The organism is Cryobacterium sp. N22 (assembly GCF_002929555.1).
In the GTDB taxonomy this organism is placed as follows: domain Bacteria; phylum Actinomycetota; class Actinomycetes; order Actinomycetales; family Microbacteriaceae; genus Cryobacterium.
The window spans coordinates 126,666-144,337 of the sequence record NZ_PJJP01000032.1 but is presented as its reverse complement, the minus strand read 5'-3'; the positions used below and the strand labels follow the sequence as shown (position 1 = coordinate 144,337).

Annotated in this window: 17 protein-coding genes and 2 tRNA genes; 13 read left to right on the top strand and 6 right to left on the bottom strand. The window is 63.9% G+C overall.

Translation table 11 applies throughout. The features are described from left to right. Nucleotides 1-3: 3 nt before the first annotated feature. From yidC to rpmH, 4 genes are read right to left on the bottom strand one after another with little or no spacing between them, the layout of a single operon-like run. A complete protein-coding gene (gene yidC, locus CXY76_RS08175; RefSeq protein WP_104163739.1) occupies nt 4-978 on the bottom strand; it encodes a membrane protein insertase YidC in 975 nt (324 codons plus the stop codon). After that, nucleotides 966-1,298 carry a membrane protein insertion efficiency factor YidD gene (gene yidD / locus CXY76_RS08170; protein WP_104163738.1) on the bottom strand — a complete coding sequence of 111 codons (333 nt, stop codon included), beginning with the start codon at nt 1,296-1,298 and terminating at the stop codon, nt 966-968. The genes yidC and yidD overlap by 13 nt, the downstream gene beginning before the upstream one ends. Beyond that, a complete protein-coding gene (rnpA, locus tag CXY76_RS08165) occupies nt 1,295-1,636 on the bottom strand; it encodes a ribonuclease P protein component (protein WP_104163737.1) in 342 nt (113 codons plus the stop codon). The genes yidD and rnpA overlap by 4 nt, the downstream gene beginning before the upstream one ends. A gap of 8 nt (nt 1,637-1,644) precedes the next feature. Next, nucleotides 1,645-1,782: a 50S ribosomal protein L34 gene (gene rpmH / locus CXY76_RS08160; protein ID WP_010204566.1), complete on the bottom strand. Its 138-nt coding sequence runs from the start codon at nt 1,780-1,782 to the stop codon at nt 1,645-1,647. A 394-nt stretch (nt 1,783-2,176) separates the two neighbouring features. On the opposite strand from rpmH, the gene dnaA reads away from it, so the two are divergent. From dnaA to CXY76_RS08110, 10 genes are all read left to right on the top strand, one after another. Then, the gene (gene dnaA, locus CXY76_RS08155) at nt 2,177-3,598 is read left to right on the top strand and encodes a chromosomal replication initiator protein DnaA (RefSeq protein WP_088454781.1); all 1,422 of its coding nucleotides are present in this window, start codon (nt 2,177-2,179) and stop codon (nt 3,596-3,598) included. A gap of 365 nt (nt 3,599-3,963) precedes the next feature. Continuing rightward, nucleotides 3,964-5,112 (top strand): DNA polymerase III subunit beta, encoded by a 1,149-nt coding sequence (dnaN, locus tag CXY76_RS08150; protein ID WP_104163736.1) that lies wholly within the window; start codon nt 3,964-3,966, stop codon nt 5,110-5,112. Nucleotides 5,113-5,156: 44 nt separating this feature from the next. Beyond that, nucleotides 5,157-6,044 carry a phosphogluconate dehydrogenase (NAD(+)-dependent, decarboxylating) gene (gene gnd, locus CXY76_RS08145; RefSeq protein ID WP_104163735.1) on the top strand — a complete coding sequence of 296 codons (888 nt, stop codon included), beginning with the start codon at nt 5,157-5,159 and terminating at the stop codon, nt 6,042-6,044. A gap of 6 nt (nt 6,045-6,050) precedes the next feature. Continuing rightward, nucleotides 6,051-7,244, top strand: coding sequence for a DNA replication/repair protein RecF (gene recF, locus CXY76_RS08140; protein ID WP_104163734.1), 1,194 nt, complete (start codon nt 6,051-6,053; stop codon nt 7,242-7,244). Next, on the top strand, nt 7,237-7,725 hold the full coding sequence (locus tag CXY76_RS08135) for a DUF721 domain-containing protein (protein WP_104163733.1): 489 nt from the start codon (nt 7,237-7,239) through the stop codon (nt 7,723-7,725). Before recF ends, CXY76_RS08135 begins: the two co-directional genes overlap by 8 nt. A 121-nt stretch (nt 7,726-7,846) precedes the next feature. Beyond that, entirely contained in the window at nt 7,847-9,826 is a 1,980-nt protein-coding gene (gene gyrB / locus CXY76_RS08130; protein ID WP_104163732.1) for a DNA topoisomerase (ATP-hydrolyzing) subunit B, read from the top strand. 43 nt (nt 9,827-9,869) lie between these two features. Continuing rightward, nucleotides 9,870-12,404 (top strand): DNA gyrase subunit A, encoded by a 2,535-nt coding sequence (gyrA, locus tag CXY76_RS08125; RefSeq protein ID WP_233199654.1) that lies wholly within the window; start codon nt 9,870-9,872, stop codon nt 12,402-12,404. Next, nucleotides 12,397-12,804, top strand: a complete 408-nt coding sequence (locus CXY76_RS08120; RefSeq protein WP_104163730.1) for a DUF3566 domain-containing protein — start codon at nt 12,397-12,399, stop codon at nt 12,802-12,804. The genes gyrA and CXY76_RS08120 overlap by 8 nt, the downstream gene beginning before the upstream one ends. A gap of 84 nt (nt 12,805-12,888) precedes the next feature. Continuing rightward, a tRNA-Ile gene (locus tag CXY76_RS08115) sits at nt 12,889-12,962 on the top strand. 59 nt (nt 12,963-13,021) lie between these two features. Further along, a tRNA-Ala gene (locus CXY76_RS08110) sits at nt 13,022-13,094 on the top strand. Between the two features lie 932 nt (nt 13,095-14,026). Here CXY76_RS08110 and CXY76_RS08105 read toward each other — a convergent pair. After that, on the bottom strand, nt 14,027-14,899 hold the full coding sequence (locus tag CXY76_RS08105; RefSeq protein WP_104163729.1) for an aldo/keto reductase family oxidoreductase: 873 nt from the start codon (nt 14,897-14,899) through the stop codon (nt 14,027-14,029). A 127-nt stretch (nt 14,900-15,026) separates the two neighbouring features. Here CXY76_RS08105 and CXY76_RS08100 point away from each other — a divergent pair, with 127 nt between their 5' ends. Next, on the top strand, nt 15,027-15,443 hold the full coding sequence (locus CXY76_RS08100; RefSeq protein WP_104163728.1) for a helix-turn-helix domain-containing protein: 417 nt from the start codon (nt 15,027-15,029) through the stop codon (nt 15,441-15,443). Between the two features lie 61 nt (nt 15,444-15,504). Here the strand turns inward: CXY76_RS08100 and CXY76_RS08095 are convergent, their stop codons facing one another. Beyond that, nucleotides 15,505-16,041 carry a hypothetical protein gene (locus tag CXY76_RS08095; protein WP_104163727.1) on the bottom strand — a complete coding sequence of 179 codons (537 nt, stop codon included), beginning with the start codon at nt 16,039-16,041 and terminating at the stop codon, nt 15,505-15,507. 123 nt (nt 16,042-16,164) lie between these two features. Between CXY76_RS08095 and CXY76_RS08090 the strand changes: the two genes are divergently transcribed. After that, nucleotides 16,165-16,704 (top strand): peptidylprolyl isomerase, encoded by a 540-nt coding sequence (locus CXY76_RS08090; protein WP_088454789.1) that lies wholly within the window; start codon nt 16,165-16,167, stop codon nt 16,702-16,704. Nucleotides 16,705-16,716: 12 nt separating this feature from the next. Then, nucleotides 16,717-17,562: a rhomboid family intramembrane serine protease gene (locus CXY76_RS08085; protein ID WP_104163726.1), complete on the top strand. Its 846-nt coding sequence runs from the start codon at nt 16,717-16,719 to the stop codon at nt 17,560-17,562. Nucleotides 17,563-17,672 lie beyond the last annotated feature (110 nt).

Here is a 17,672-nt window from a genome sequence, read left to right as displayed (position 1 = left end):
CTCTTACTTCTTGGGGCCGGTCTGCTTCTTGGCACGGTTCTTGCCAACGGGCTGCTGGCGCTGGGCCGGCTTCTTGGGCTCGTCGACAATAATGATGTCTCCGTCGGTTGCGATGAGCTTGCCCTTGCGGGCAAGGCGCTCTTCGCGGGCCTTGGCGGCCTCGCTGCCCGGCGTGGGCATGTTGCGGATGACGAGGAACTGCTGGGCCATGGTCCAGATGTTCGAGGTGAGCCAGTAGAACATCACGCCGAGCGGGAAGGCCACACCGGAGAAGGCGAACACCAGCGGCAGCAGGTACAGCATGATCTTCTGCTGCTTGAACATGGGGCTGGCCTTGGTCTCCGGCGACATGTTCTTGGAGACGATCTGCAGCTGGGTGATGAACTGCGACGCGGTCATGAGGACGACCATCGTGGCCGCGATGATCATGACGGAAAGGTTGAAGTCCTGGCCACCGGTCCACAGTGCCCACTGCTGGGCAAACGTGTCGTGCAGCGGGGCGACGCCGAACAGGTTGGCGTTGCTGAAGCTGGTCGCCAGGGCCTGGTTCAGGGGGCCGACGCCGGCGTTGGAGCGCTGGGCATCGTTGAGCACCGAGAACAGGGCGAAGAAGATCGGCATCTGCAGGAGCAGGGGCAGGCACGAGGCGAGCGGGTTGGTCCCGGTGCGCTTGTACAGCTCCATGGTCTCGCGGGACATGGCCTCGCGGGAGAACTGGTCCTTCTTGCCCTTGTACTTGTCCTGGATCTTCTTGAGCTGCGGCGCGACCTCGAGCATCTTGCGCTGGCTCTTGATCTGTCGAACGAAGATGGGGATCAGCGCCGCTCGCACCACGAGCACGAGGCCGACGATGGAGAGCACCCAGGTGAGGCCGTCGTTGTAGCCCATGCCCAGGTTGGAGAACAACCAGTGGAAGGCGACGAGCAGAAGCTCAACGGCCCATTTCAGCGGCCAGAGAATAGTACCTAAGAGGTCCATACGTGCGGGTCAGCCCTTTCCGTGGCTAAAGGAACTACAAATCCAAACGACGTCACGGTGTAGCGACGGTGTCGTTTCAGGGGAACATCATCGATTCCGCCCTCAGCCCAAGGATGACAACGCAAGACCCGGCGTGCGGCGAAAAAAGAGCCGACGATCAGGCCATATTCTTGGACGGCGCCGAGGGCGTACGCCGAACACGAGGGGTAGTACCGGCAAACATCGCCGTACAACGGTGAGATTACTGCGCGATAGACCCGCAGGAGCACCACCCCGAGATTTCGGGGCAGTAATACCAGCGTGAGTATCACCCTGTTCATCTCGTGCGCTGCCCCTTGACCAGGGCATTCGACAGCTCGGCCACGAGATCGGGCCAGCTGGCGTGCACGGATGTGGGCAATGCGCGAAAAACGACCTCCGTCCCGGCGGGAACGCCAGGAAGGAGATCGAAGCTTGCCGCTTTCAGCCGACGACGCACGCGGTTACGAACCACCGCGCCGCCCACGTTTTTGGCGACGATGAACCCGAACCGCACCGGGGTGGGTTCTGGGTTGCGGCGGAGATACGCCACTGTGTGCGGGCCTACGACCCGCACACCTCGTCGAACGACAGCCTTATAGTCGCTCCCGCTCGTGATGCGATTGGCGTGAGCGAGCACAGGAGGTCTTACGCGGAGAGTTCGGTGCGACCCTTGCGACGACGAGCACCGAGGATGGCGCGTCCGGCGCGGGTGCGCATACGAAGACGGAAACCGTGCACCTTCGCGCGACGACGGTTGTTCGGCTGGAACGTTCTCTTGCTCATTGTTCAATCTCCACGTATTGGATCTCCGCAGGCCAAAACGAGCGGCCGGGAAAGAGTGAGGTAGCCCACGGGCTGGGGTCAACTGATTAAAACTACGGCTTCGCTCGCCCGTGGTCAAACTGGCGAGGCCCAAACGTTCGATTCTGCCCATTGAATTCCCATTTCCGGTACAGACACGCTGGCAATCTTCAAGCTAATTTGGCCTGACCGCCGGTCATTGACTACCGTGAGGACAAGTTATCCACAGGGTGTGGGTAAACCCTGAGAATCCAGTCGTTATTTACCCACAGGCGGTGGATAACGTTGTGGATGAATCGCCGGATGGGACATTCTGTGTCGACATGCGAAGGCTCTCTCAGGGCGGCAAACGTACAGAAGAAGATTGTGGGAAACCATGCCAGACGGGGAACAGCCAATCAGCGAGACTTGGCGGTCGGTTCTGACCATCTTGGAGTCGGACGACACCGTCACTCCGATGCTGTACGGCTTCCTGAATCTGGTCGAGCCCAAGGGCATCGCGGCCGGCACCTTCTACCTGGAGGTCCCCAACGAGTTCACCGCGAGCATGCTCAACGTGCGCATGCGGGTTCCGCTCCTCACGGCGATGGGCCAGCTCAGCGAATCGGTCGCGGTCACCACGTTCTACGTCGTGGTCAATCCCGAACTCGAGCAGGAGTCCCTGCGCCCGGTGCAGGAACCCATCGAACGCCAGCCTGACATCGAGACGCCGGCCACGCCGCAGTCGGTTTTCGAGAGCACTCCCCCGGAACGCCCACACGACACCCGGCTGAACTCCAAGTACAGCTTCGACAACTTCGTCATCGGCCAGTCCAACCGGTTCGCCCACGCGGCGGCCGTCGCCGTGGCCGAGGCTCCCGCCAAGGCGTACAACCCGCTTTTCATCTACGGCTCGTCCGGTCTGGGCAAGACCCACCTGCTGCACGCCATCGGCCACTATGCGATGAGCCTGTATCCAGGCATCCGCGTGCGCTACGTCAGTAGCGAGGAATTCACCAACGACTTCATCAACTCGATCGCCAACAACCGCGGTTCCGCTTTTCAGAACCGGTACCGCAACATCGACATCCTGATGATCGACGACATCCAGTTCCTGCAGGGCAAGGCGGAGACCCAGGAAGCGTTCTTCCACACCTTCAACACCCTGCACGATCACAACAAACAGGTCGTCATCACGAGCGACCTGCCGCCGAAGGCCCTCACCGGGTTTGAAGACCGCATGCGGTCGCGCTTCGAGTGGGGCCTGATCACGGATGTCCAGGCGCCAGACCTGGAGACCCGCATCGCGATCCTCCGCAAGAAGGCGCAGAGCGAAAAGCTGCAGGTCCCGCACGACATTCTCGAGTTCATGGCGTCGAAGGTGTCGTCCAACATCCGGGAGCTGGAAGGCACCCTGATCCGGGTGACCGCGTTCGCGAGCCTGAATCGCACCCCGGTGGACATGAATCTCGTGCAGACCGTGTTGAAAGACGTGATCACCCTCGACGAGGACAACGTGATCGCGCCGGTGGACATCATCACGAACACGGCGGACTACTTCAAACTCACGGTCGACGACCTGTACGGCTCGTCCCGGTCGCAGGCCGTGGCCACCGCACGACAGATCGCGATGTACCTGTGCCGAGAGCTGACGAATCTCTCACTCCCCAAGATCGGCCAGCTGTTCGGCAACCGCGACCACACCACGGTGATGTACGCGAACAAGAAGATCAGCGAGCTCATGAAGGAACGCCGGTCCATCTACAACCAGGTCACGGAGCTGACAAACCGCATCAAGCAGGATCACCGCTACAAGTAAGAGAAAATTTTTTTGTGTTTCGTACCTGTGGATAACCCTGTGGAAACTGCCCGGACAACTCGGGGCAACCTGTAGAAACGCACGGCTCGCTTGTGAAAACTCGGAATTACAGAAACCAGTTCGTGTCATTCATTGGGCTTAACGCTCACAGGGCGTCCACAAGTTACAAGTTTGTAGTTCCCAGTCGCTGAGCGCTATCCACCGAGTTATCCACAGTTTCCACACCGGTTAAGAAGATTAACGATTAACTTCATTAGCTCCAGGTCCAACAACCTTTACTCGCCGAGGCTCACAAGAAATGGGCCGCGGATAAACCCGACTAGCATTGAGGCCGTATCCAGGTCTCCACCGACAGGAGTGACTTCGTGAGATTTCAGGCCAATCGGGATGTCTTCAGCGAAGCCGTTTCTTTCGCTGTCAAGCTCCTTCCCCAACGCACCACCCTGCCCATTTTGAGCGGTGTCCTTATCGAGGCGACAGAGACCGGCCTGATCCTGTCCTCGTTCGACTACGAAGTTTCGGCGCAGACCGAGATCGCCGCCGATGTCGAAGAGACCGGCAAGGTACTCGTCTCCGGCCGCCTCCTGGCCGAAATCGCCAGCCGGATGCCCAACGCCCCAGTGCGTTTTTCCACCAACGAGTCCCGCATCACCGTGAGCTGCGGCACCGCAAACTTCACCCTGCTGTCTATGCCGGTAGAGGAATATCCAAGCATTCCCCAGGTCAGCGCCCAATCCGGCCTGGTACCCGCTGAGGAATTCGCCGCGGCTGTCTCACAGGTCGCCGTCGCCGCGTCTCGCGACGACGTGACCCCGGTGATCACCGGTGTGCAGCTGCAGATCACCGAGAACAGCATCAGCCTCGTCGCCACCGACCGGTACCGCGTTGCCGTGCGCGAAATCGACTGGGACCCGGGAGCAAACCAGGCCCAGGAACCGATCACCGCGCTGGTGCCGGCCCGCACGCTGCAGGAGGTCGGCAAGACCTTCGGCCACAGCGGCACGATCTCGGTGGCCATCACCAACACCGACGACCGTGAACTGATCGCGTTCACCGCTGACAAGAAAACCGTCACGTCGCTGCTGATCAAGGGCAACTACCCGCCGGTGCGTCGCCTGTTCCCGGACAACGTCGACAACTACGCCGTGATGAACACCGCGGAACTGATCGAGGCCACCCGCCGTGTGCAGCTGGTTCTCGAGCGTGAGGCCGCACTGCGGTTCAGCTTCACGGCCGACGGCCTCACCCTCGAGGCCATCGGCTCCGAACAGGCGCAGGCGTCCGAGACCATCGACGCGATCCTCTCCGGCGGCGACACCGTCGTCTCGCTCAAGCCCCAGTTCCTGCTGGATGGCCTCGGCGCGGTGCACTCCGAGTTCGTGCGCATCTCGTTCACCAAGACCGAGAACCCCAACAAGCCGGGACCGGTGCTCATCACCAGCCAGACCTCGCGCGAGCAGCCGGGTGCCGACAGTTACCGGTACCTTCTGCAGCCGAACCTGCTTCTGCGCTAAGCGCGCCAGCCCCACCAGCACGACACGAACCACGAAGGACTGCCATGCACATCGGAATCGTCGGCCTGGGCAAAATGGGCGCCAACATGCGGGACCGTCTGCGCGCCGCCGGTCTGACGGTCACGGGCTATGACCGCAACCCCGAGGTATCCGACGTCGCCGGCACCGCCGAGCTGGTCGAGGCGATCCCGTCTCCCCGGCTGATCTGGGTCATGGTTCCGGCCGGTGCGATCACCACCGCGGTGATCGCCGATCTGGCCACGAAGCTCTCCCCCGGCGACCTGGTCATCGACGGCGGCAACTCCAGGTTCACCGACGACTTCACCCACGAGGCGCTGCTCGCCGAGAACGGGATCCACTACGTGGACGCCGGTGTTTCCGGTGGAATCTGGGGCCTCACCAATGGGTTCGGACTCATGGTCGGCGGTTCCGCCGCCGACGTGGAAAGGGCCATGCCGGTCTTCGACGCGCTGCGTCCGGAGGGCCCCCGCGAGGAAGGCTTCGTGCACGCCGGCAAGGTCGGCGCCGGCCACTACGCCAAAATGGTGCACAACGGCATCGAGTATGCGCTGATGCAGGCCTACGCCGAGGGTTATGAACTGTTGGAGAAGCGCGACGACCTCATCCAGGATGTGCCCGGCATCTTCACGGCCTGGCAGCGCGGCACCGTCGTGCGGTCCTGGTTGCTCGAACTCATGGTGCGAGCCCTCAAGGACGACCCGCAGCTGGCCGACATCGAAGGTTACGTCGAGGATTCCGGTGAGGGACGCTGGACCATCGAAGAGGCCATCAACAACGCCGTTCCGGTGCCCGCGATCAGCGCGTCGATCTTCGCCCGCTTCGCCTCCCGCCAGGACGACTCCCCGGCGATGAAGGCCGTGGCCGCGCTGCGCAACCAGTTCGGTGGGCATGCCATAAAGAAGGCAGACTGATCCCGAGTGCGGGTCACACACCTCTCCCTCACTGACTTCCGCAACTATGCGGAAGCCGAGGTTCCCTTCGGCGCCGGACCCAATCTGATCGTCGGCCGCAACGGCCAAGGCAAGACCAATCTGGTCGAAGCGCTCGGCTTTCTCAGCACGCTGAGCTCGCACCGGGTGTCCCAGACCGGGGCGATGGTGCGCTCCGGCGAAGACTCCGCGATCATCCGCGCCCGCCTCGAGTACAACGGCCGGGACATCCTCGCCGAGGTGCAGATCAACAGGTCTGGACTCAATCGGGCACAGATCAACAAGTCGGTCATCAAAACCCGCGAACTCCCCCGCTATTTCTCCAGCGTGCTGTTCGCTCCGGAAGACCTGGCCCTCGTGCGCGGCGACCCGTCCGGCCGTCGACGTTTTCTCGACCAACTGCTCGTGTTGCGTAACCCCCGGTTCTCCGGGGTGCTGGCCGACTATGACCGGGTGCTCAAACAGCGCAACACCCTGCTCAAATCCGCCAGGGCATCCGGCCTGAAGACCACCCAGCTGGGCACCCTCGACATTTGGGATGAACGACTGGTGGCGCTGGGCTCCGAGATCATCGATGCGCGCGCGGATCTCGTGGCCCAGCTGATGCCGCCGCTGCACAACGCCTACAAGTCGGTGGCCGGCGCGGATCACGGGCCGAACCTGGTGGCCTCGTTGAGCATTCTCGGCGCCGACGAGGAAGCCGACGAGACCGGCTCCCCCGCCGTCGCGCCCCCGAACGTCGGCTCCGGCTCCGGCACGGCCGACACCTTCCGCACCGCATTGGCCGGGTTGCGCCGCAAGGAACTGGACCGGGGCATGACCCTGGCCGGACCGCACCGCGACGACCTCGTCTTCGAACTCAACAACCTGCCCGCCAAGGGGTATGCCAGTCACGGCGAATCCTGGTCCTTCGCGCTCGCCCTCAAACTCGCGTCGGCCGAGCTGCTCCGACGCGATTCCTCCAGCGGCGACCCGGTGCTGATCCTCGACGACGTGTTCGCCGAACTCGACCAATCCCGCCGCCGCCGCCTGGCCGAAGCCGTCACCGGGTACGAACAGGTGCTCATCACCGCCGCCGTCTTCGAAGACGTCCCAGCGGTGCTCGCGGCGCACGCCATCCACATCCACGCCGGCGCAGTCGTTGACGCGCCCGAGGTGGAGAGCGGAGCCGACCATGGCTGAACACAGCGAAGCCGCCAAGGTCTACCTCCGATTCAAGGATGTCTTCGGCGACCCGAACGCGAAGCGCATCCGCGCCAGGCGGAAGGCGAGCCCCCAAATCGGCTCCAGCGTGCCGTTCGGCGCCGGCCGGGACCCGCGGGGACTGGGCGAGACCATCAATTCGCTCACCGCGCAGTTGGGCTGGAACTCTCCGATGGCCCAGTCCGACCTGCTCGGCTCCTGGATCGAACTCGCCGGTGAGGAAACCGCGAAACACTCCACCCCGGCCGGCATCGACGAGGGCATCCTGACCGTGCACTGCGAGTCGACGGCATGGGCGACCCAGCTGCGCATGATGCGCGTGGAAATCATGACGCAGATCATGCAAAAGTTCCCGGATGCCGGCATCGCCGCAATTCGTTTTCAGGGACCCAACGCTCCCTCCTGGAAAAAGGGTCCCAGATCAATCCCAGGGCGTGGTCCACGCGATACCTACGGCTAGGTAGCCAAAACAGGTCAACCCTTCGAATAAAACGCGTCAAACGGCGGTTTTGGCCGTTGGGGCTTGGGGTGTTTGGTAGGCTGAGGGGTCGCCTGTGCGACGGTCAGGAGCCCAATTTCACATGACAATTGAACCGAAAACTGAGCCGGAGCAGCACGCTTACGGCGCAGAAGACATCCAGGTTCTCGAAGGCCTTGAAGCTGTTCGCAAGCGACCAGGAATGTACATCGGTTCAACCGGTCCACGCGGTCTGCACCACCTGGTCTACGAGATCGTCGACAACTCCGTCGACGAGGCGTTGGCCGGCTACTGCGACACCATTGACATCCGTATCCTTCCCGACGGCGCCGTGCGCGTGCAGGACAACGGTCGAGGCATCCCCGTCGACATTCACAAGGCGGAAGGCAAGTCCACCGTCGAGGTGGTCCTGACCGTGCTGCACGCCGGTGGAAAGTTCGGCGGCGGCGGTTACGCGGTCTCCGGAGGACTCCACGGCGTGGGCAGCTCGGTGGTCAACGCCCTCTCCAGCCGCCTCGAGGTCGAGGTGCGCAGGCAGGGTCACGTGTGGCGGCAGAGCTTCCACAACGGTGTGCCGAACGAGTCGCTGCACCAGGACGAGGTCTCCGACGAGACCGGAACCACGATCACCTTCTGGCCGAGCGCGGAGACCTTCGAGACGATCGTCTTCGACTACGAAACCCTGCGCGCGCGGTTCCAGCAGATGGCGTTCCTCAACAAGGGCCTGCGCCTCACGCTCACCGACGAGCGTGCGGACAGCCTGGACGCCGAGGACAAGCCGCTCAGCAACAGCTTCATGTACGAGCACGGCCTGATGGACTACGTGGCCTACCTCAACCGCACCAAGAAGGCCGACCTGGTCAACGAGGAGATCATCTCCTTCGAATTCGAGGACACCGAAAAGAAGATCGCCCTCGAGGTGGCCATGCAGTGGACCACCGCGTACACCGAGAGCGTGCACACCTACGCGAACACCATCAACACCCACGAGGGCGGCACCCACGAAGAGGGCTTCCGCGCGGCGCTGACCACCCTGGTGAACAAGTACGCGCGTGAAAAAGGCATCCTGAAGGAAAAGGACGACAACCTCTCCGGCGACGACGTGCGCGAAGGCCTGACCGCCGTCGTGTCGATCAAACTCGCCGAACCGCAGTTCGAGGGCCAGACCAAGACCAAGCTGGGCAACACCGAGGCCAAGTCGTTCGTGCAGCGGGTCGTCAGCGACCAGCTTTCCGACTGGTTCAACCGCAACCCGGTTCAGGCCCGCGAGATCATCCGCAAGTCGCTGCAGGCCGCGACCGCCCGCATGGCAGCCCGCAAGGCCCGCGAGACCGCCCGACGCAAGGGCCTGCTCGAGGGCGGCGGCATGCCCGGCAAGCTCAAGGACTGCCAGAGCAAGGACCCCGCCGCATCCGAGATCTTCATCGTGGAGGGCGACTCGGCCGGCGGCTCCGCCGTACAGGGCCGCAACCCCGAGACCCAGGCGATCCTGCCGCTGCGCGGCAAGATCCTCAACGTGGAGAAGGCCCGGCTCGACCGCGCGCTCGGCAACGCTGAAGTGCAGGCGATGATCACGGCGTTCGGCGCCGGCATCGGTGAGGACTTCAACCAGGACAAGGTGCGGTACCACAAGATCGTGCTGATGGCCGATGCCGATGTCGACGGCCAGCACATCACCACCCTGCTGCTCACCCTGCTGTTCAGGTACATGCGACCGCTGATCGACCTCGGCTACGTGTACCTCGCACAGCCGCCGCTGTACAGGCTCAAGTGGTCCAACTCGGCCCACGAGTACGTGTACTCGGATGCCGAGCGGGACGCCCTGCTCGCCGACGGCGCGGCCGCCGGCAAGCGGATCCCCAAGGACAACGGCATCCAGCGCTACAAGGGCCTGGGCGAGATGGACTACAAGGAGCTGTGGGAAACCACGATGGCTCCCGAGTCCCGCACCCTGCTCCAGGTGACCCTGGACGACGCGGCAGCCGCCGACGAGATTTTCTCCACCCTGATGGGCGAAGACGTCGAATCCCGACGCAACTTCATCCAGAAGAACGCGAAGGACGTGCGTTTCCTTGACATCTGACGACACCACAGGCACCACGCCGGACGCCCCGGACGCGGCCAGCATCGCGGCAGCAGCCGCGCACCTCACCCAGCACGGCAAGATCGACCAGGTCGACCTGCAGCTGGAAATGCAGCGCTCCTACCTCGACTACGCCATGAGCGTCATCGTCGGCCGCGCGCTGCCGGACGTGCGTGACGGCATGAAGCCCGTGCACCGCCGCGTGATCTACGCCATGTACGACGGCGGCTACCGCCCCGACAAGGCGTTCTCCAAGTGCGCCCGCGTCGTCGGCGACGTGATGGGCCAGTTCCACCCGCACGGTGACTCCTCGATCTACGACGCCCTCGTGCGCCTGGTTCAGCCGTGGAGCCTGCGGTACCCGCTGGCCCTCGGCCAGGGCAACTTCGGCTCCCCCGGCAACGACGGCGCCGCCGCCCCGCGATACACCGAAACGAAGATGGCCCCGCTGGCCCTCGAGATGGTGCGCGACATCGACGAAGACACCGTCGATTTCCAGGACAACTACGACGGCCGCACCCTCGAGCCCACGGTGCTGCCCGCCCGCTTCCCGAACCTGCTGGTGAACGGCTCCGTCGGCATCGCCGTCGGTATGGCCACCAACATCCCGCCGCACAACCTGCGCGAGGTGGCCGCCGGCGCCCTGTGGTACCTCGAGAACCCCGATGCCAGCCGCGAAGAGCTGCTCGAAGCGCTCATCCAGCGCATCAAGGGCCCTGACTTCCCCACCGGCGCTCAGATCCTGGGCATCAAGGGCATTCAGGATGCCTACCGCACCGGTCGCGGCTCCATCACGATGCGCGCCGTGGTGAGCATCGAGGAGCTGCAGGGTCGCACCTGCCTGGTCATCACCGAACTGCCGTACCAGGTGAACCCCGACAACCTGGCGATCAAGATCGCCGACCTGGTCAAGGACGCCAAGATCAGCGGCATCGCCGACATCCGCGACGAGACCAGCGGCCGCACCGGCCAGCGCCTGGTGATCGTGCTCAAGCGCGACGCCGTGGCCAAGGTCGTGCTGAACAACCTCTACAAGCACACCCCGCTGCAGGAGAACTTCGGCGCGAACATGCTCGCGATCGTCGACGGCATCCCGCGCACCCTGGCCCTGGACGGCTTCATCACCGCCTGGGTGTCGCACCAGATCGACGTCATCGTGCGCCGCACCCAGTTCCGGTTGAACAAGGCCGAGGCGGATGCGCACATCCTGCGCGGTTACCTCAAGGCGCTCGACGCGCTCGACGAGGTCATCGCCCTGATCCGCCGCTCCCCCACCGTGGACGACGCCCGTGAGGGCCTGATGGACCTGCTGACGGTCGACAAGCTCCAGGCCGACGCCATCCTGACCATGCAGCTGCGCCGTCTGGCCGCCCTCGAGCGCCAGAAGATCATCGACCAGGCCGCCGAGCTCGAACTGCAGATCGTCGAGTTCAAGTCGATCCTGGCCAGCCCCGAGCGCCAGCGCACCATCGTGAGCACCGAACTCGGCGAGATCACCGACAAGTTCGGCGACGACCGCCGTACCGAGATCATGTTCGGCTTCGACGGCGACATGTCGGTCGAGGACCTCATCCCCGAAGAGGAGATGGTGGTCACCGTCACCCGCGGCGGCTACATCAAGCGCACCCGCAGCGACAACTACCGCAACCAGCACCGCGGTGGCAAGGGCGTCAAGGGCGCCCAGCTGCGCGCCGACGACGTGGTCGAGCACTTCTTCGTCACCACGACCCACCACTGGCTGTTGTTCTTCACCAACACCGGCCGGGTCTACCGGGCCAAGGCCTACGAGGCGCAGGAATCCGGCCGGGACGCCAAGGGCCAGCACGTCGCCAACCTGCTCGCACTGCAGCCGGGCGAGGAAATCGCCCAGATCCTGGACATCCGGGACTACGGCGTGGCCCAGTACCTCACCCTGGCCACCCGCGAGGGCCTGATCAAGAAGACCGCGCTCAGCGAGTACGACACCAACCGCACCGGCGGCATCATCGCGATCAAGCTGCGCGAGGGTGACGAACTCGTCTCCGCGCTGCTCGTCGACGAGGACTCCGACCTGCTGCTGGTGTCGAAGAAGGGCATGTCCATCCGGTTCACCGCCTCCGACGAGGCCCTGCGCCCGATGGGCCGCAGCACCTCCGGCGTGATCGGTATGCACTTCCGTGGGCAGGACACTCTGCTGGACGCCTCCGTGGTCTCCGACGACGGTTTCGTGTTCGTCGTCACCGAGGGCGGCTACGCCAAGCGCACCTCCGCCGACCAGTACCGCCTGCAGAACCGTGGCGGACTGGGCATCAAGGTGGCCAAGTTGAACGAGGACCGTGGCGATCTCGTCGGCGCGCTCATCGTCGACGAGGAGGACGAAGTCCTTGTGGTTCTTGCCAGCGGCAAGGTGGTACGCTCTGACGTCGCCGAAGTGCCGGCCAAGGGCCGGGACACCATGGGCGTCGTTTTTGCAAAGTTCGCGACCGAAGATCGAATCATCGCCATCGCGAAGAACACCGAACGCAATCTGGTCGCCCTGGAAATCGAGGCGGCGGCCACCGAGAGCGATTCGGGGAAAGTAGAATCAGCAGATGAGTAGTGTTGCCGAGAAACTGGCCAAAAAGTCGAGTCGGGGTGCAATGTCGTCCAAGCAGGTACGTCTAAAGCTCGTTTACATCGACTTCTGGTCGGCCGTCAAGCTGTCCTTCCTGATCGCCGTGTGCCTGGCCGTGGTGACCATCGTCGCCACGTTCCTCACCTTCACGGTGCTCAACGGAACCGGCATCTTCACCCAGATCGATGCCCTGTACACGGATATCGCCGGGAGCGCGTCTGAGCTCACGACGATCCTGTCGATCGGCAACGTGATGGGCTTCGCCGTGGTCGTCGCCATCATCAACGCCGTCGTCGTGACCGCCCTGGGCGCGATCTTCGCCGTTCTGTACAACCTGAGCGTCAAGGTCACCGGAGGCCTGCTCGTCGGATTCACCAACAACTGATGGATGTGTTCCCAATCGCAGGTCGCTCGCGGCCTCGATTGGGACTTTTCGCCAGTTTCCGTTAGTCTGAAACCTGCCCAATGGGGGGATATAGCTCAGTTGGTTAGAGCGCTTCGCTGATAACGAAGAGGTCCCAGGTTCAAATCCCGGTATCCCCACGTAGTACTTTCATAGCCTTACATCTCCACCAGATCTTCATTCCGTGAGGATCCGGTTCGGGGCCATAGCTCAATTGGTAGAGCGCCTGCTTTGCAAGCAGGAGGTCCGGGGTTCGATTCCCCGTGGCTCCACAGTAATCCCGAGGTACCGCCCTCACCCGTTTCACCGGCTGGGGGTTTTGTGTTTCCGGCTCCCCGGGCGCGACCCACTCCCCCGGCCCCCAGGCGCGTTCTCCTCGACCGGGAGCAGCTGAACGCCCCGATACACCAGCCGCGGCCGCGCATCCGCTCACGCGCCGCCCAGGGCGGCCTGCACGCCTACTCCGGCCCCTAGCCCCCACCGCGGGTCGCGCGCCGCTCGTTGGTCGAGCTTGTCGAGACCCGGTGACCTGAGTGTTGGTCGTGGTGCGTTGCGGGGTCGTCTCGCGGGGTCTCGACAGGCTCGACCAGCGGAGATGGTCGCGTTCCGATTGGGCGGCGGCGACGTGTCTGGGTGTCGTGCGTCGCTCGTTGGTCGAGCTTGTCGAGACCCGGTGACGTGCGTGGTGGGTTTTGGGGTCGTCTGGCGGGGTCTCGACAGGCTCGACCAGCGGAGATGGTCGCGTTCCGATTGGGCGGCGGCGACGTGTCTGGGGGTCGCGCCCGCTCGTTGGTCGAGCTTGTCGAGACCTGGTGACCCGCATGCGTGTCGGTCGCGGGGTCGTCTCGCGGGGTCTTGACAGGCTCGACCAGCGGAGATGGTGGCGTTCCGATTGGGCGGTGGCGAGGTGTCTGGGTGTCGCGCCCGCTCGTTGGTCGAGCTTGTCGAGACCTGGTGACCCGCATGCGTGTCGGTCGCGGGGTCGTCTGGCGGGGTCTTGACAGGCTTGACCAGCGGAGATGGTTGTGTTCCGGTTGGGCGGTGGCGACGTGTCTGGGTGTCGTGCGTCGCTCGTTGGTCGAGCTTGTCGAGACCCGGTGACGTGCCCGGGTGTCGCAGCTCGACTGGTGGAGGGGCTGCTCAGTCGGCGAGCAGTGCGTAGGGCCTCGGCAGCGGAGGATACGCACCGAGGCCCGTCTGCACGTCAGCTGCCGATCTTGTCCAGTTCGGCGACGTCATTGGCGGACAGCACGAGAGCGGCGCCGGTGAGGTTCTCCCGCAAGTGGGCGAGAGAGGACGTGCCCGGAATCAACAGGATGTTGGGTGAACGCTGCAGCAGCCAGGCCAGGGCGACGGACATGATGGTCGCGTCCAGCCGTAGTGCGACCGCCGAGAGAGCCTCGGACTGGAGGGGGCTGAAGCCACCGAGCGGGAAAAAGGGCACATAGGCGATGCCGGCGCTGGCGAGCCTGTCGATCAGGTCATCGTCCTGCCGGTGGGCGAGGTTGTACATGTTCTGCACGCAGACGATCGGCGCGATCGCCCTGGCCTCGTCGACCTGCTCGGCTGTGGCATTGCTGACGCCGAGGTGCCGGATGAGTCCCTCCTTCTGCATGTCGACGAGGGCGCGGAACGACTCGGCGAGTGAACCCGGCACCGGACCTTCGGCATTGCCGAGCCGAAGGTTGACCAGGCCGAGCGTCTCGAGGCCGAGTGACTGGAGGTTTTCCGCGACCTGCTCACGCAGTTGCCCTGGCTCGCGGGCTGTCGGCCACCCGCCCTGGGCGTCGCGGTTCGCACCCACCTTGGTCACGACGTGGAGAGTGTCCGGATAGGGATGGAGCGCTTCCCGGATGAGTTCGTTGGTGACCCTGGGACCGTAGGCGTCGCTGGTGTCAATGTGCGTGATGCCGAGGTCGACGGCTTCACGGAGTACGGCGAGGGCGGCGTCCCGGTCCGCCGGCGGTCCCATGACCCAGGGGCCCGCGAGCTGCATGGCGCCGTAGCCGAAGCGGGCGACGGTCAGGTCGCCGAGTTCCCAGGTGCCGCCGGGAAGAGAAATACGGGTTGTCGTCATGAGTGTGCCTTTCACAGGGACCGAGGTGGCGCCACACGGCGCCATGAGCCAGTATGGGGAAGTAACTTCCCATCGGGAAGTAGGCACTTTCGGGTGCGTTAGTCACCCACGGATGCGGGAGCGATAGATGGCAACGATGACGGCCGCGGAGCGCAGAGCTGAAAGCAAGGCCATGTACAACGCCTTCCTCGCGGTCTGCCCGAGTCAGAAACTGCTCGACCGCATCTCCAACAAGTGGGTGACATTGATCCTGACCGCGCTCGGCAGCGGCCCTGACTGCACGGGCGAGCCCGCAGCGATGCGCTACTCGGAACTCGCCCGCACCCTGGCCGGCGTCAGTCCCAAGATGCTCACGCAGACGCTGCGGTCGTTGGAAGCCGACGGCCTCATCTCGCGCACTGTCACGCCGACCGTGCCGGTGACGGTCTCCTACGAACTGACGGAGATCGGCCTGTCCCTGCAGCAAACGATCCGCGGACTCAAACTGTGGGCCGAAACGCACATGGACGAGATCTTCGCCCACCGCCAGACAAGCGGCGTATAGGCGCCAAGACACGCAACAAGGCCCCCGTCGAAGACGATGGCCTTGTTGAAAGTGCTGCGGACTAGATGTCCGTGGACTTCTCAATCGGCGAGTCAAGGAGCGACTCGTCTTCGGAGACCCACAGTTCATCGTCGGCGCGGAAGGTCTGCCAGATGGCGTAAGCCACACCGGCTGCGGCGGCGATGCCCACACCGATGGCGATGTACGTTCCCGCACCCAGGCCCTGCTTCTGAACCACGACGGGCTTCTGGAAGCGAACCCGGTTGAGCGCGGCAATACGCGCGTCCTTGGCGATATCCCCCACCGACATGACAGTGCCGAGTGCGGTTCCGATCCCCGGCAGAACCTTGTCAGTGACCTGGTGGCGAACGCCACCGGCAAAATCTTGGGTGGCGTGCACACCGGGGAGCAGGTAGTGCTCGTATCCCTGGCGAACGCGGGGTACTACTTCTTCGCGAGTGAGCACACCAGCCTGACGGCCGGCTTCACGTGCGATCTCGTTTGCGCGGTCGAGAACTTCCTGCTGATTACTCCACAGTTCGTCCGCGCTCTTGCGCAGACGAGTGAGTTCCTTTCGGCGCTTGCGTGACAGGCTCATCTGGACCCTCCATCGTTTCTTGTGGTGAACACTGCCCATCTTGCCACTGAATACCCTGTGAGCGCTCTGAATGCCTGACAGGCATACGGATTCGGACAATCCTGCTGTGCAAGAATTGTCCCTATGTCTAAGCACACTGCCGTCGCAACGCTCAATACAACCCTCGGACCGATCAAGGTCAACCTCTTCGGGAACCACGCCCCGAAGACCGTCAAGAACTTCGTTGGCCTCGCCACCGGAGAAATCGAGTGGAAGCACCCGGCCACGGGCAAGACCTCCAACGACCCGCTGTACAACGGGACTGTCTTCCACCGCATCATCAAGGACTTCATGATCCAGGCCGGCGACCCGCTGGGCCAGGGCACCGGTGGACCCGGCTTCCAGTTCGACGATGAAATCAACCCCGAGCTCGACTTCACCCAGCCGTACGTCCTCGCCATGGCAAACGCCGGCATCCAGGGCGGCCGCGGCACCAACGGCTCGCAGTTCTTCATCACCGTCGTGCCGACCACCTGGCTGCAGGGCAAGCACAGCATCTTCGGCGCCGTCGAGGACGAGGCGTCCCGTGCGATCGTCGAGCAGCTCGCTGCCGTGCCCACCGATGGCCGCGACCGCCCGCTCACCGACGTCGTCATCGAGAGCATCACCGTCGAGCAGGTCTAGGACCACCAGCTCATGAGCCTGCCCGGAACCGCCGCCAACTTCTGTTACCGGCATCCGGGCAGGCAGAGTTTCATCCTCTGTCAGCGCTGCGGGCGCACCATCTGCCCCGAGTGCCAGACTCAGGCCGCCGTGGGGGTCATCTGCCCCGAGTGCATGCAGGAGCAGCGCCAGAACGCGCCCCGCACCAAATCGGCCGCCCGAACCAGGCTCGGCCGCATGACCGCTGCCGGTGAGCCGGTGGTCACCTATTCGATCATCGCCCTGACGCTGGCCATCTTCGTTCTGCAGCTCATCCCCGGACTCGATGTCACCAACCGGCTGCTCTACGCCGGCGTGTACTCCTACCCGGTCGCCTTCGAACCGTGGCGGATGCTGACCAGTGTCCTCGTGCACTCCACGGGGTTCTTCTTCCACGTGCTGCTGAACATGTACACCCTGTGGATCTTCGGCCAGATCCTCGAGCGGATGCTCGGACGCGGCCGGTTCCTCACGCTCTACCTACTCAGTGGCCTGGCCGGTTCGCTCGGCGTGCTGTTCCTGGCCGACCCGCGCGTGGCCGTGGTCGGCGCCTCCGGAGCGATCTTCGGCCTGATGGGCGCGTTCCTCGTCATCCAGCGCAAGCTCGGCGGCAACGCCACCCAACTGTTGATCCTGGTGGGTATCAACCTCGTGATCGGCTTCCTGCCCGGGCTCAACGTGGCCTGGCAGGCCCACGTGGGCGGCCTCATCGGTGGTGCGGTCATCGGCCTAATCTACGTGCAGACCCGCCAGCGCAGTAAGCGCACCTTGCAAATCGTTCTGATCAGCGGTTTCGCCGCGCTGCTCGTGGTGCTGAGCCTGAGCAAGCTCTTCATCTAGGCCGTCCGGCACCGGTTTCCCCAGGGTTATCCACACCCGGGGAGAAAGTTATCCACAGGAGTTTCCACATTGGGGATAATTACACGGCTGTAATTGACTACCCGAACGGG